This is a genomic window from Pedococcus sp. 5OH_020, assembly GCF_027812955.1.
Lineage (GTDB): Bacteria > Actinomycetota > Actinomycetes > Actinomycetales > Dermatophilaceae > Pedococcus.
The window spans coordinates 182,878-196,675 of the sequence record NZ_JAPYZV010000007.1; the positions used below are offsets into that span (position 1 = coordinate 182,878).

The following is a 13,798-nucleotide window of genomic DNA, read 5'->3' on the forward strand; positions in this document are numbered from 1 at the left end:
CGCAGGCGTGGGGGTCCTCGCGTTACTCTCTCCCCGTGCTGCTGAGCGACCGCGACATCAAGACAGAGATCGAGGCCGGACGGGTCATCCTCGACCCCTGGGATCCCGAGATGGTGCAGCCGTCGAGCATCGACGTGCGTCTCGACCGCTACTTCAGGCTGTTCGACAACCACAAGTACCCGTACATCGACCCTGCGGAGGAACAACCCGACCTCACCCGGCTGGTCGAGGTGGACCCAGGTGAGCCGTTCGTCCTGCACCCCGGGGAGTTCGTGCTGGGGTCCATCTACGAAACCGTGACGCTGCCCGACGACGTGGCCGCCCGGGTGGAGGGGAAGTCCAGCCTGGGCCGCCTGGGCCTGCTCACGCATGCCACGGCCGGCTTCGTGGATCCGGGCTTCACCGGGCACGTGACCCTGGAGCTGAGCAACGTCGCGACGCTGCCGATCAAGCTGTGGCCCGGGATGAAGATCGGCCAGCTCTGCTTCTTCCGACTGTCCAGCCCGGTCGAGAACCCGTACGGCTCGGCCAAGTACGGCTCGCACTACCAGGGACAACGCGGACCGACCGCGAGCCGGTCGTTCAAGAGCTTCCACACGACGCAGGTCTGACGTCCGAGGGCGAGCCGCTCGGCCCGCGGAGCCCTCGCCGGAGGGTCGGCAATCCGAAGGCGTCACGGTCTCGAACATCCGATGTCGCCACCCCTGAGGAGAAGCATGCCCGCGGCTCGTCTGCTCTGGCCCGTACCGGTGGAGCGCCCGCGCGCAGTCGTGCTCGTGCTCCACGGTGGCAAGGCGCGCAGCCAGCAGCCGGTGAGCCGATGGCAGCCGGCGGTATGGCGCATGCGTCCGTTCGAGCTCGCCGTCGCCGAAGCGGGCCGTCGAGAGGTCGCGGTCGCAGCCCTGCGGTATGCCGTGCGCGGCTGGAACGGCTCGGCCGCCAGTCCGCTCGCCGATGCCCGGCTGGCTCTCGACCAGCTCAGCTCGCGTCACCCGGGGGTGCCCATCGGCCTGCTGGGTCACTCCATGGGCGGTCGGGTCGCGCTGCATCTCGGGGACGACGCACGGGTCCGAGCCATCGCGGCGCTGGCCCCCTGGGTCGAGTCGGGGGACCGGCCGGTGTCCCATGACGGGCTGCACCTGCTGGTCATGCACGGCACCAGAGACCGCATGACCTCGCCGAGGAGCTCGCAGCGGTACGCAGCGGCGCTGGCCGCCAGGGGCGTCGACGTCACGTTCAAGCCCGTCGACGGCGAGGGGCACGCCATGCTGCGCGAGGCCGGCCGGTGGCACGAGGAGTCCGCCCGGTTCCTCGCTGGCCACCTGCTCCCCGAAGGGCCGGCCCGCGGCACAGGACGCGGGGCGACCTAGCGTTCCTCCGGGGTGGTCACGGCGAACCCCTCGACCATCCGCTCGGCCAGGACGAGCTCCGGCGACAGGTCCCGGTCCTCCATCCCGGCGGGAAGCGACGCACAACGCCGCAGCGCCTCACCGAGCTCGCCGACCGGACTGACGCCCCGCATCCGCAGCGCTCGCACCGCGCACACCAGCTCGACGGCCAGCATCCTGCGGTAGGCGGTGGTCGCGTCGCCCAGCCGCACCGTGGCCTGCCCGGCGAAGCTCGCGTCGTCCTCGATGCCGGCAGACACCCCGGCCGTCTGCACGCTCGACGGGGTGGAGGCCACTCCGCGGATCGTCGAGAGTGCGGACGCCGCGACGTACTCCGCGATCAGCACCCCGGAGGAGCCGGCTGTCGCATCGGACAGGAACAGCGGAAGCCCGCTGGCCGAGTCCGTGAGGATGTGGCTGATCCGCGACTGGACGGCTTGGGCCGACAGGGTGAGGGCGAGCAGCGTCGAGTCCACGGCCAGCACCAGGTACGCCGCGTGGAAGCCACCGTGGTGTGTCACCGCGCCGCCGCCCCGCGTCACCGTGAAGAGCGGGTTCTCGGAGGCGGTGTTGGCGGCGACCTCGACGACCGACTTGAGCTCGGTGACCGTGTCCAGCACCGGGCCGTGCACCTGGGGCCACGTCCGAAGCCCGAAGAAGTCCTGGATATGGGCCGGCTCCCCTGGCTGGCCATCCAGCAGCTCACGCAGGACCCGAGCCACCTCCTGCGCCCCGCGGAACGGCGTGGCGGCAGCGGCGGTCTCGCTCACCGCCTCCGGATTTCCCCGCAGCGCAACGAAGCTGAGCCCGCACACGGTGTCGGCCGCACGAGCCAGTGCATGCAGAGATGCCGCATGCAGGCCGGTCTCGGCGATAGCGAAAGCATTGGAGGACATCAGGGGCAGGGCGTCGGCGGAGGTCAGTTTGAGGTCGGTGAGCCGCCCTCCATCGGCCCGCTCCCGCTCACCGATCAGGGCCAGTCCGACCTCGGCGAGCGCCGTGAGGTCGCCGGTGCCCAGGGACCCGTACCGGTGCACGACCGGAAGGTTGTCCTCGTCCCCTCCGACGAGCTCGGCAAGAGCCTGCGCGAGCTGCGGGTTCGCGCCGGAGCCACCGGCAAGCAACTGGTTGGCCCGGACGGCAAGAGCCGCCCGCACGACCGGTCCGGGGATCACCTCACCCCAGCCGGCGGCGTGGGAGCGCAACAGCCGCAGCCCATGCTCGACGGACGAGCTGGTGCTCTCGTCCCGCGCTGCGCCCACTCCCGTGGTCCGCCCGTACACGGGCTGCCGGGCGCTGACCTCCGCGGCAAGACGGTGCGAGGACTCTGCGCGCGCCAGCGCGTCCGGGGACACGGTGGCCGCGACCCCACGAGCGGCGGCCAGGAGCCCGTCGAGGTCGAGTCCGTGGCCGTCCAGGTGCAGCGCCTGAGTCACAGCGCAAGTATCCACGCGACATACGGCTCCACCGTCGCCGCGGCACCCTCGACCCGGGGGCAAGGGGGCTGCCCGCTGTCAGGCCGCTGGGTTAGGTTGATCGCCATGATCGTCTTCGACGGTGTCACCAAGGAGTACCCCGATGGCACCGTAGCCGTCGACCATCTGAGCCTCGAGGCGCCGAGCGGAAAGATCACGGTGCTCGTGGGGCCCTCGGGCTGCGGCAAGACGACCTCCCTGCGCATGATCAACCGGATGATCCACCCGACCTCGGGGACCATCACGCTGGACGGCAAGGACACCGGTCGGATGAAGGAGTCCGAGCTGCGACGCGGCATGGGCTACGTGATCCAGCACGCGGGACTCTTCCCCCACCGCACGGTGCTGGACAACGTCGGCACCGTCCCCCGGCTGCTGGGTATGGACCGTCGGGAGACGGAGAGGCGGTCGCTGGAGCTGCTTGAGCGCGTCGGCCTGCCCACCGCGTTCGCCAAGCGGTACCCGGCCCAGCTCTCCGGTGGGCAGCAGCAGCGCGTCGGCGTGGCCAGGGCCCTTGCGGCGGACCCGCCGGTGATGCTGATGGACGAGCCGTTCAGCGCGGTGGACCCGGTCGTCCGAGAGCAGCTCCAGGACGAGTTCCTGCGCCTGCAGGGCGATCTCGGCAAGACGATCGTCTTCGTCACCCACGACATCGACGAGGCCATCAAGCTGGGTGACCAGGTGGCCGTGCTGCAGGTCGGGGGCCATCTCGCGCAGCTGGCCGACCCCGCCTACCTGCTCGCCCACCCTGTCAACGACTTCGTCGCCGACTTCGTCGGCCGGGACCGCGGCTACCGCGCGCTGTCGTTCCAGCCCACCCCGCACCTGCCGCTGGCCGCAGAGAGCACCGTGTCGCTGGGGGAACGCGTGAGCGACCGGGACGACGGCTGGGTCCTGGTGGTGGACGGGGACAACCACCCTCTGGGCTGGGTGCAGGCGGAGCGCGTGCGGGGGGAGGTCACCACCGAGATGCTGCATCGCGGCGGGACGGTGGCCCGGGCCAGCGGTCCCCTGCGCGGTGCTCTGGACGCTGCCCTGTCCAGCCCGAGCCGGCGAGGCGTCATCGTCGACGACTCGGGGGCCCTCGTCGGGACGGTCAAGGCGCACGAGGTGCTCACAGCCATCGAGGAGACCGCACGCCCGGAGCTGGTCGACGCGGACCACCCTGGTGCGTCGTCGTCATGACGTGGTTCCTGGACCATCTCGGTGACGTGCAGGACCGCACCCTGCAGCACGTCTACCTAGCGGGCCTGCCGCTGCTGCTCGGCCTGCTGCTCGCCCTGCCGCTGGGCTGGCTGGCTCGACGGTACAAGGCGCTCTACGCGCCCTTCACGGCGGGTTTCGGGCTGCTGTACACCATCCCAAGCCTGGCCCTCTTCGTGTTGCTGCCGGCGATCATCCACCGTCAGATCCTCGACCCCGTCAACGTCCTTGTCGCCATGACCCTCTACACCGTCGCACTGCTGGTCCGCACGGTCGCGGACGGGCTTGGTGCGGTCCCAGAGCACGTGCAGCAGGCCGCGACCGCCATGGGGTACACGCGGGTCAAGCGGTTCTTCGCCGTCGAGCTTCCACTCGCGGTGCCGGTCATCTCAGCCGGCCTGCGAGTTGCCGCAGTCAGCAACGTGTCGATCGTCAGCGTCGCTGCCATCATCGGCATCCCGCAGCTCGGCCTGTTCTTCACCGACGGCTTCAACCGCGACTTCTACGACCCCATCGTCGTGGGAATCGTGGCCTGCATCGTCCTCGCCCTGCTCTTCGACGTGGTGATCATCGGCGTGACCCGGGTGCTCACGCCCTGGATCAGGGCCACTGGAGGACGCGCATGATCCAGAACATCGTCCGGTGGCTCACCGACCCCGAGCACTGGTCCGGGTCGGAGGGCATCCCGGCCAGGCTGGGCGAGCACCTGTGGTACTCGGGGCTGGCGCTGGCCATCGCCGCAGTGCTCGCGATCCCCGCGGGCCTTGCCATCGGACATACCGGGCGGGGGCGGTTCCTCGTGGTCAACCTGGCAGGCGCCGCTCGAGCCATCCCGAGCCTGGGCCTGCTGTACCTCATGGTGCTCTGGCTGTTTCCCAAGCTCAGCGGCGACGTCGCGTTCCTCGTGCCCAGCCTCATCGTTCTGGTCGTGCTTGCCATCCCACCGATCATGGCGGGCGCCTACGCGGGGGTGGAGGGCGTGGACCCCGCGGCGCGCGACGCAGCCAAGGGTATGGGCATGACCGGCTCGCAGGTCCTGGGCAGGGTCGAGGTCCCGAACGCCCTGCCCCTGATCTTCTCCGGCTTCCGATCCGCGGCGCTGCAGGTCATCGGTACGACCACGATCGCGGCGGTGGCGGGCACCGGCGGACTGGGACGGTTCCTCATCGACGGTCAGAAGATCCGAGAGTTCCCCCAGATGGTCGCGGGCGCCCTGCTCGTGGCAGTGCTCGCCCTGCTCGTCGACCTCCTTCTCGCGGTGGCGCAGAGGTATGCCGTGTCGCCTGGACTGACAGGCAGGTCCAGGGGGCGGTCAAATACCCCTAAGGTTGTAGAGATTGGTGCGCTGCGGCGTACGGTGGACCCCCAGGCCAGTTGAACCTTCGGAGGAGCGGGACCGTGAAGCTGAGCAAGATCACCCTGAGCATTGCCACTGTGGCTGCCTTGATGGGCGCCGCGGCCTGCGGCAACTCCGGTAACGACCCCCTGTCGACGAGCAGCAGCAGCAGCTCGGGCGGCTCGTCCTCCGGCGGCCTCACCGTCGGGTCGGCTGACTTCCCCGAGAGCGCACTGCTGGCCGAGATCTACGCCGGAGCGCTCGAGGCAAAAGGCGTCAAGGTCGCCAAGAAGCTGAACATCGGTGCCCGTGAGGCGTACATCCCCGCACTGAAGGACGGCTCCATCGACCTGATCCCCGAGTACACCGGGGTGCTCACGCAGTACTTCAACAAGTCCGCCAAGGCGACTGACTCCGACGGCGTCTACGCCGAGCTGAAGGCCGCCCTACCGGCCACTCTCACGGTCCTCGACAAGTCGGCTGCCGAGGACAAGGACGCCCTGGTGATGAAGAAGTCCAAGGCGGACGAGCTCGGGGTCAAGTCCATCGCCGACCTCGCCTCCAAGTCGAAGAACCTCACGGCCGGCGGTCCCCCCGAGTGGAAGACGCGTCTGACGGGGCTGCCCGGCTTCAAGAAGATCTACGGCGTGGAGTTCAAGACGTTCCGGGCGCTCGACGCCGGTGGGCCCCTTACCGTTCAGGCCCTGAAGAACGGCCAGATCGACGCAGGTGACCTCTTCACCACCGACCCGAACATCCCGGCCAACGGCTTCGTGGCGCTCGAGGACCCGAAGAGCATGTTCGCGGCGCAGAACGTCGTACCGCTCATCACGAAGAGCAAGAGCAACCCAACTATCGAGGGTGCCTTGAACGCCGTGTCGGCCAAGCTGGACACCGCGACGCTGACCGCGCTGCTCACGCAGGTCGTCGTGGACAAGAAGGACGCCAGCGTCGTGGCCAAGGACTTCTTGTCGAAGAGCGGCCTCGCCTGAGCAAGAGCGGTCTCACCCAGGCGTCGCGGGTCAAGGCCTGAGCCGCCCCGCGGTCAGCCGACGGGCGCGGGTTCCGGGTCAGGACTGGGGTGCGTCGGCTCACCGGCCTCAGGCCCAGCCGCCTCGCCTCCGGGGCGCTTGACGGCCGCGAGGAGCATCTGGGCGACGTCCACCACCTCGACGTTGTCGCCGCGGCCTTCGGACTGCGCGGCGGTGAGGCCGTCGGAGATCATCACCCGGCAGAACGGGCAGCCGATGGCGATCCGTTCGGCGCCGGTGGAGATCGCTTCCTCAGTGCGGTTGGTGTTGATCCGGGTGCCGAGCTTCTCCTCCATCCACATCCGGGCACCGCCGGCGCCGCAGCAGAACGACTTCTCCTTGGTGCGCTCCATCTCGGTGAGCTGCACGCCGGGCAGGGCGCCGATGAGCTCCCGTGGCGGGGCGTAGACGCCGTTGTGGCGGCCGAGGTAGCACGGGTCGTGGTAGGTGACGGTGGGCGCGGTCGAGGCGACGTTCTTGGCGGTGGACTTCGGGGACGGCTGCCCGGGGGCATCGGCTGGGCGGGCCACGGGGACGAGCTTCTTCTCGCGGACCAGGCGGTTGAGCAGCTGGGTGTGGTGGACGACCTCGTACCTGCCGCCGAGCTGGGGGTACTCGTTCTTGATGGTGTTGAAGCAATGCGCGCAGGTGACCACGATCTTGGTGGCGCCGGCCTCGTTGAGGGTCTCGACGTTCTGCTGCGCGAGCATCTGGAAGAGGAACTCGTTGCCGGCCCGGCGGGCGGAGTCACCCGTGCAGGACTCGCCGTCACCCAGGATTGCGAAGCTCACCCCGGCGGCGTCGAGCAGCTCGGCCACGGCGCGGGTGGTCTTCTTGGCACGGTCCTCGTACGCGCCGGCGCAGCCGACCCAGAACAGGTAGTCGACCTCGTCGGCGGACTCGACGTCCTGACCGAGGATCTTGACCTCGAAGCGCAGGTCCTTCGCCCAGTCCAGCCGCGCCCGGGCCGCCATACCCCAGGGGTTGCCCTTGTTCTCCAGGTTCTTGAACAGCCCACCCAGCTCGGCCGGGAACGCGCTCTCGATGAGGTTCTGATAGCGCCGCAGGTCGACGATGGCGTCGACGTGCTCGATGTCGACAGGGCACTGCTCCACGCACGCCCCGCAGGTCGTACACGACCACAGCACGTCGGCGTCGATGACCGCCTCGGGTCCGTGCGGGTTGTACGCCGCCAGCAGGCCGGCGCGCTCCCCGGCCCCGTGGGTGCCCTGGGCGGCCTCGGTGTCGTGCTCGGTGCTCGTGCTGGCCAGCGCGGCGTAGCCGGTGTCGCCCACCAGCGGCGCACCGACCAGCGAGGCCAGCGCGGCGTTCGACTCCTCCAGCGCGGGCCGGTCCTCCTCGGCCGCCAGGAGCCACGGCGCCTTGGCATGCGCGTGGTCGCGCAACGCCATCACGAGCAGCTTCGGTGACAGTGGCTTGTCGGTGTTCCAGGCCGGGCACTGCGACTGGCAGCGGCCGCACTCGGTGCACGTGGTGAAGTCCAGCAACCCCTTCCAGGTGAAGTCCTCCACCTTCCCCACGCCCAGGGCCGCGTCCTCGTCGAGGTCCTCGATGTTCTCGAAGTCCACTGGCTTACCGCCGACCATCAGTGGCTGCAGCTCCCCCAGGGAGGTGCGCCCGTCGGCGTGCCGCTTGAGGAAGATGTTGAAGAACGCCAGGAACCGGTGCCACGCCACGCCCATCGTGGGCTGCAGGGAGATGGTGATCATCCAGGCGAACGAGATGAGGATCTTGACCGCGGCGACGACCACGACTGCGTTCTCCAGCGACGAGACGCTGGCCCCGCCGAACAGCCCGCCCAGCCACCCCGTCATCGGGAAGTGAAGGGCGGTCGCGTGCCCACCCCCGGCCGCCTTCTCCAGCGCATACTCCAGACCGCGCAGCGTCAGGATGCAGACCGTCACGCCCAGGATCGTCAGCTCGACGTAGTAGGCCTGCCAGAACGTCGACCCGAAGAACCTCGACCGCCGGCCGCCCCCACCGGCAGCCGACCGGGGGTGGTTGCGCTGGCGGATGACCATCAGCACGACGATGCCGGCCAGCCCCGCCCAGGCGAAGAGCTCCGTCACCCACTCGAACGGCGGGAAGTGCCCGACCAACGGCAACGTCCACTCCGGCGACACCAGCTGTCCGAAGGCGTTCACCAGCGTGAAGAACAGCACCGCGAAGCTGACCATCGTGAACCAGTGCGCCACCGCCACCACCGGCAGCCGCGACATGCGGGTATGCCCCAGGAACTCCCGCAGCAGCGTCACCGTCCGCGCGCCCCTGTCGCCGGTGCGGGTCGCGTCCGGCTGACCGAGCCGGAACACGGATACGAAGTGGTTCACGACCCGGGCGAACAGCGCTACTCCCGCCAACGCCACCGGGACACAGACGACGAGGGCAACGATCTGGAGCGCAGACATGCGCGTCACTCTACTTATCGGTGCACGAGGCCCCCAGGCTCTGTGACCAGCGCCGCACCGTACCGAGGCACCCGCAAGGGACAGCCAGGGCGCGGGGCGAGCGTGCGCTGGAGCCCCGTGTCGGTGACCGGACGTCCGTTGCCAGAAGGCATAACGATCTGTTGGAATATGCATAACGTCCAGTTCGCTGACCATGGCGAACGCCCGCGTCCTCGGGGAGCCAGCCCGGGAACCCTCAACGCAAGGAAGCGCGCATGCCCATCTATGACGACGTCACCAAGCTCATCGGCAACACGCCTCTGGTGCGGATCAACCGCCTCATCCAGAGCGAGGCGACGGTCGCGGCGAAGCTCGAGTTCTACAACCCCGCCTCCTCGGTGAAGGACCGCATCGGCGTCTCGATCATCGACGCCGCGGAGGCCTCCGGTGACCTGAAGCCCGGCGGCACCATCGTCGAGGCCACGTCCGGCAACACGGGGATCGCGCTGGCCATGGTGGGGGCAGCCCGTGGCTACAAGGTGGTGCTCACCATGCCGGAGACCATGTCCAAGGAGCGGCGGGCGCTCCTGCGGGCGTATGGGGCGGAGCTGGTGCTCACCGAGGGCGCCCTCGGCATGAAGGGCGCCGTGGCGAAGTCGGAGGAGATCGCAGCGGAGCGCGGCGGCATCCTCGCTCGGCAGTTCGCGAACGAGGCCAACCCGGAGATCCACCGCAAGACCACCGCGGAGGAGATCTGGAAGGACACCGACGGCCAGGTCGACATCGTGGTCTCGGGGATCGGCACGGGCGGGACGATCACCGGCGTGGGCCAGGTGCTCAAGTCGCGGAAGCCCGAGGTGCAGATGATCGCCGTGGAGCCGGCCGAGTCGCCCATCCTCAACGGTGGCGCGCCCGGCCCGCACAAGATCCAGGGCCTCGGCGCCAACTTCGTCCCGGAGATCCTCGACCGTGACATCTACGACGAGGTCATCGACGTCAACGCCGAGACCGCCGTGCAGTGGGCGCAGAGGGCCGCGAAGGAGGAGGGGCTGCTCGTGGGCATCTCCTCAGGTGCCGCCCTCGCGGCAGCGGACCAGGTCGCCCGCCGCCCCGAGAACGCCGGGAAGACGATCGTCGTGGTGATCCCCTCCTTCGGCGAGCGCTACCTGTCCACCATCCTCTTCTCCGACCTCCTCGACTGATCGGCGGCGGTTCCCCCGTGACCCTCGGCCTCTACACCCGGCGTAACCGCCACCGCATCGTCGACGACCTCGACGCGGCGATCGAGCGCGACCCGGCGGCCTCGTCACGGGTGGACGTGGCGCTGAACTCCCCGGGGCTGCACGCGATCTGGGCCTACCGCTTCGCGCACCGCCTCTGGCTGCGCGGCGGTCTCCTCAAGCTGGTGGCGCGCGTCACGATGACGCTGGTCCGCTCCGTGACTGGGGTGGAGATCCACCCCGCCGCGGTCATCGGCCAGCGGTTCTTCATCGACCATGGGATGGGCGTCGTGATCGGCGAGACCGCGGAGATAGGCGACGACGTGATGCTTTACCACGGGGTCACCTTGGGAGGACGGTCGCTCGAGCGCGTCAAGCGGCACCCCACGGTCGGAAGCCGGGTCACCATCGGGGCCGGGGCCCGGGTGCTTGGACCGGTCTACATCGGGGACGACGTCCAGATCGGCGCCAACTCGGTCGTGGTCAAGGACGTACCCGCAGGCGCCATCGCCACCGGGATCCCGGCCACGATCCGGTTCCCCCAGGGCCGCGAGGACCCGTACGAGGCGATGTTCAAGGACCCCGCCATCTGGATCTGACGTCGGGGCGGTGTTGGGTCGTGCCGCGGTGTTCGTCTGACGTGTCGCGGGGCCCGGCAGGCTAGGCGCTCCGGCGTCAGTGCGGTCGCGCTCCGGCGATCCGAACCGGTGACCCGACGACGGCGAAGGCCCGTCCCAGCGGGTGCCCGGACTCGGCGGCGGCGGCCAGCGCCTCCGCGGCATCCATGCCGGTGTGCAGGTGCCGGTGGTATGCCTGCATGGTCTCCGCCGCGACGGTGTCGGGCACTCGGCACACCGGTGCCACCACGGCAGCAGCGCCCAGGTAGAGCAGGCAGGCGCTGAGTCCCAGCGGCTCGTCGCCGGGCCGGACGGTCGACCTCCCGACGTCACAGGCGGAGAGGATCACGTGCCTCGCGCGGATGCCCGAGTTCGACAGCTCGTGAGCGAACAGCGGTCCGTCGCTCATCCGGAGCGAGGAGAAGAGCGGGCTCTCCGGTTCGTGCCGCCCATGCGCGGCGACATGGACCAGGTCGGCCGACGCAAGGGCTTCGCGGAGCTCCACCGCCGTCTGCGGCCCCTGTGGTGGCGACGATCCCCAGATGCTCGCTACGGCCCGACCCTCTGCCAGGGCCCCCGGCAGGTCCGGTCCGACGGCGATGCGCATCCGCGGCTGCTCGAGCGAGCACGCTCCCGCCAGCCACGCGCGGGCCGAGGTCGCGACTGTCGTCGGCACCCCGGCCCTGCTGGGCAGCAGACCCCAGGGCAGCAGGGCGAGCGCTGCGGTCGGAACGACGACCAGGGCGTTGCCGCGGTCGACCAGCCCGGTGGGCAGCAGCAGATCCTCCAGCGCGGCGGCGGACTCGTCGAGCGACGCCTTCACCGAGGCTCCCAGCGGCCCCTGCCCATGGACGGCCCAGGTCTGCAGCTGCCGGTGAGCCCGCTCCGCCAGCGCAACGACGACCGCCGCGTCCCCGAGCCTCTGCCTACGGGCGCGCCGGCCGACGAGGCAGACCGCATGCAGGGAACCGTCCTGCACGTAGTACGACACCAAGTCCGTATGCCGCGCGGCGAGCGCGGCGCGGAGCTCTCCCATCGGCAGGGCTCCCGAGGGCGTCCGGGGGCCTTCGGTCACGTCGTGCACCCGCAGCTGCCAGTCCCTGGTGCGGATGCGGTGCCGCACCCTCGCCTCCTCCGCGCGCAGCGGCACGGTCTCGTCGGGCTCGGCGGCGCGCAGCTGCTCCTCCAGGCCACGGAGCTCGGTGAGGAGGCGGGCGAGCTCGGGGTCGGCCGGGGGAGTGATCACCGGCATGCTGGCGGTCGCTGCCCGCCACCGCTCGGTGCGCGCCAGAACCTGTGCGGCACCGCGGCCGCTCGCCAGCCGGGTGTCCAGCTCTGCCAGGGCCTTGCCGTGCACGGACCGGGCCGTGCGGAGGTCCAGGCTGGCGGACATGCTCTGCGCCCGGTGGAGGTCGTGCGCCGCTCGCGCGAGGACCCGCCCTGCACGGCGGCTGTCGCCCAGCTCGGCCGCGAGACCGGCGTCGACGAGGTCCACCAGCAGGCGGGTGGACAGGGCGGCGGTCCGGCGCAGGGGCAGGGCGGCCTCGAGCCACTGCCGGGCGAAGCCTCTGCGCCCGGCCTGCAGGAACGCCTGTGCCGCGAGCAGCGAGGCATGTGCCGTCAGAGTGGCGTCGCGTTCCAACCGGCCGCGGTGGGCCAGACGCATCGCGGCGGCGCCCACGCGGGCCGGCGAGCTCGTCTGCTCCAACGAGACCTGCAGCGTGAGAACGCGGGCGCGATGGGCCCACAGGGGTGCGGACCGACGCACGAAGCGCCGCTCCGCCGAACGTACTCTCCGCAGCGCGTCGTCCGGGCGGCCGAGCGCCCACTGCGCCCGCGCGAGGTCCAGCTCGATCTCGCCGCGCACCTGTTCCTGCCTCCGGTCCGTGCAGAGCCGCAACGCCGTGGTGAGGACCGCCTCGGCCTCACTTTCGAGCCCGGCCTCGAGCAGGACCCGGCCACGGTCGAGGTACGGGACCGCTCGGGAGACCTCCGCGGCCAGCGTGTCTGCCTCGCCCATCAACCGCAGGGCGTCGGGCATGTCCCCGGCGAGATAGGCGGCGAACCCGAGATTGTGCGCGGCCATGTACTCCTGCGCCTCCAGTCCAGCCGCGTGAGCCACCTCCCTGGCTCGTGCGAAGTCGCGTCGGGCGCCCTCCACGTCGAGCAGGTGGCTGCGGACCATACCTCGGTTGATCTGCATGACCCACTGGTCGCGGGCACTGAGCCGGCTCAGCAGCCGCACCCCCCGTTCGAGCTCCTCCATCGCGCTGTGCATGTCGCCGGAGCGCCCGAGCGCCATCGCGCGCTGCGAGTGGGTCAGTGCCTCCAGCTCCTGGTCGCCGTTGTCCAGCGCGGTCTGGAGCGTCTGGTCGAGGAGAACCTGTGCGGCCGCGAGCCCGGACCGCTCGAACTCCGCCAGCGCCTGCGCCAGCAGGACCCGTCCCCGCAGCCGTTGCCACTCGTCGTCCTCCTCCAGTCCGAGCGGGCGGCCCGGGAGGTCCAGCGCCGCGATGGCACCCCGCAGCGCCCGGGCCGCCACGACCGGCTGTCCCGCGTCGTTGGCCCGGATGCCGCGCTCGTAGAGGACGCGGGCCCGAGCCAGGGTCTGGGTCATCTCGTCCTACGGCCTCCTCACACGTCGATGGACGGCGTGACCACCGGACGCTCAGCGGCGTCTCCCTGGGGCCACACGACGAACCTCACGCTCCCCCGGGCGACGCTCTCGAAGCAGAACCGGCCGTTGTCATCCGTGGTCTCGCTGAGCTCGCCCTCGGTCGTCTGCGCGCGGACGGTGGCCCCTCTGGTCGTCACCCACCCCTCCACCCTGGCGGTCGTGGCCGACAGCACCGACACGGTGACCAGGATGCTGACGCGAGAGCTCGTGAATGTCACCGACTCGGCGCGCGCGACGTCGTCGTCCAGGCGGGTCAGCACGAGCTCGTCCCGGGTCAGCTCGGCCAGCTCCGCCTCCAGGGAGTGCATGGTCAGCGCGAACTTCGCACGGTCGGCGAGCCCGGCGGGGGCCGGGTCCAGCCGTCCCCACAGGTGCCGCAGGTCGCGCAGGACGGCATCGTCCGCGTCGTCGAGCGGTCCCGGGTCCAGTGGCATCTGGCTCAT

12 protein-coding genes are annotated in these 13,798 nt (G+C 70.5%); 8 read left to right on the top strand and 4 right to left on the bottom strand.

Features of this window, described 5'->3' with window-relative positions; all coding sequences use genetic code 11:
• The first annotated feature begins 35 nt into the window (after positions 1-35).
• Both dcd and PHA84_RS14525 read left to right on the top strand, forming a co-directional pair.
• Positions 36-611: a dCTP deaminase gene (gene dcd / locus PHA84_RS14520; RefSeq protein ID WP_270888840.1), complete on the top strand. Its 576-nt coding sequence runs from the start codon at positions 36-38 to the stop codon at positions 609-611.
• Between the two features lie 105 nt (positions 612-716).
• Positions 717-1,370, top strand: a complete 654-nt coding sequence (locus PHA84_RS14525) for an alpha/beta hydrolase family protein (protein ID WP_270888841.1) — start codon at positions 717-719, stop codon at positions 1,368-1,370.
• Here the strand turns inward: PHA84_RS14525 and PHA84_RS14530 are convergent.
• The gene (locus PHA84_RS14530) at positions 1,367-2,824 is read right to left on the bottom strand and encodes an aromatic amino acid ammonia-lyase (RefSeq protein WP_270888842.1); all 1,458 of its coding nucleotides are present in this window, start codon (positions 2,822-2,824) and stop codon (positions 1,367-1,369) included. The two genes, PHA84_RS14525 and PHA84_RS14530, sit on opposite strands and share 4 nt — an antisense overlap.
• Before the next feature lie 105 nt (positions 2,825-2,929).
• On the opposite strand from PHA84_RS14530, the gene PHA84_RS14535 reads away from it, so the two are divergent.
• From PHA84_RS14535 to PHA84_RS14550, 4 genes are read left to right on the top strand one after another with little or no spacing between them, the layout of a single operon-like run.
• The gene (locus tag PHA84_RS14535) at positions 2,930-4,048 is read left to right on the top strand and encodes an ABC transporter ATP-binding protein (RefSeq protein WP_270888843.1); all 1,119 of its coding nucleotides are present in this window, start codon (positions 2,930-2,932) and stop codon (positions 4,046-4,048) included.
• Positions 4,045-4,692 (top strand): ABC transporter permease, encoded by a 648-nt coding sequence (locus PHA84_RS14540; RefSeq protein WP_270888844.1) that lies wholly within the window; start codon positions 4,045-4,047, stop codon positions 4,690-4,692. Before PHA84_RS14535 ends, PHA84_RS14540 begins: the two co-directional genes overlap by 4 nt.
• Entirely contained in the window at positions 4,689-5,444 is a 756-nt protein-coding gene (locus PHA84_RS14545; protein ID WP_270888845.1) for an ABC transporter permease, read from the top strand. The genes PHA84_RS14540 and PHA84_RS14545 overlap by 4 nt, the downstream gene beginning before the upstream one ends.
• Positions 5,445-5,464: 20 nt before the next feature.
• Positions 5,465-6,394: an ABC transporter substrate-binding protein gene (locus tag PHA84_RS14550; protein ID WP_333742331.1), complete on the top strand. Its 930-nt coding sequence runs from the start codon at positions 5,465-5,467 to the stop codon at positions 6,392-6,394.
• A gap of 53 nt (positions 6,395-6,447) precedes the next feature.
• Here PHA84_RS14550 and PHA84_RS14555 read toward each other — a convergent pair whose 3' ends face one another.
• Positions 6,448-8,862: a (Fe-S)-binding protein gene (locus PHA84_RS14555; protein WP_270888846.1), complete on the bottom strand. Its 2,415-nt coding sequence runs from the start codon at positions 8,860-8,862 to the stop codon at positions 6,448-6,450.
• Positions 8,863-9,116: 254 nt separating this feature from the next.
• Here PHA84_RS14555 and cysK point away from each other — a divergent pair, with 254 nt between their 5' ends.
• Together cysK and cysE are read left to right on the top strand one after the other, a co-directional pair.
• Entirely contained in the window at positions 9,117-10,043 is a 927-nt protein-coding gene (gene cysK, locus PHA84_RS14560) for a cysteine synthase A (protein ID WP_270888847.1), read from the top strand.
• Between the two features lie 17 nt (positions 10,044-10,060).
• A complete protein-coding gene (gene cysE / locus PHA84_RS14565) occupies positions 10,061-10,660 on the top strand; it encodes a serine O-acetyltransferase (protein ID WP_270888848.1) in 600 nt (199 codons plus the stop codon).
• 76 nt (positions 10,661-10,736) lie between these two features.
• Here the strand turns inward: cysE and PHA84_RS14570 are convergent, their stop codons facing one another.
• Together PHA84_RS14570 and PHA84_RS14575 are read right to left on the bottom strand one after the other, a co-directional pair.
• Positions 10,737-13,295, bottom strand: coding sequence for a CHAT domain-containing protein (locus tag PHA84_RS14570; RefSeq protein ID WP_270888849.1), 2,559 nt, complete (start codon positions 13,293-13,295; stop codon positions 10,737-10,739).
• Positions 13,296-13,312: 17 nt separating this feature from the next.
• Positions 13,313-13,798 carry a hypothetical protein gene (locus tag PHA84_RS14575; protein WP_270888850.1) on the bottom strand — a complete coding sequence of 162 codons (486 nt, stop codon included), beginning with the start codon at positions 13,796-13,798 and terminating at the stop codon, positions 13,313-13,315.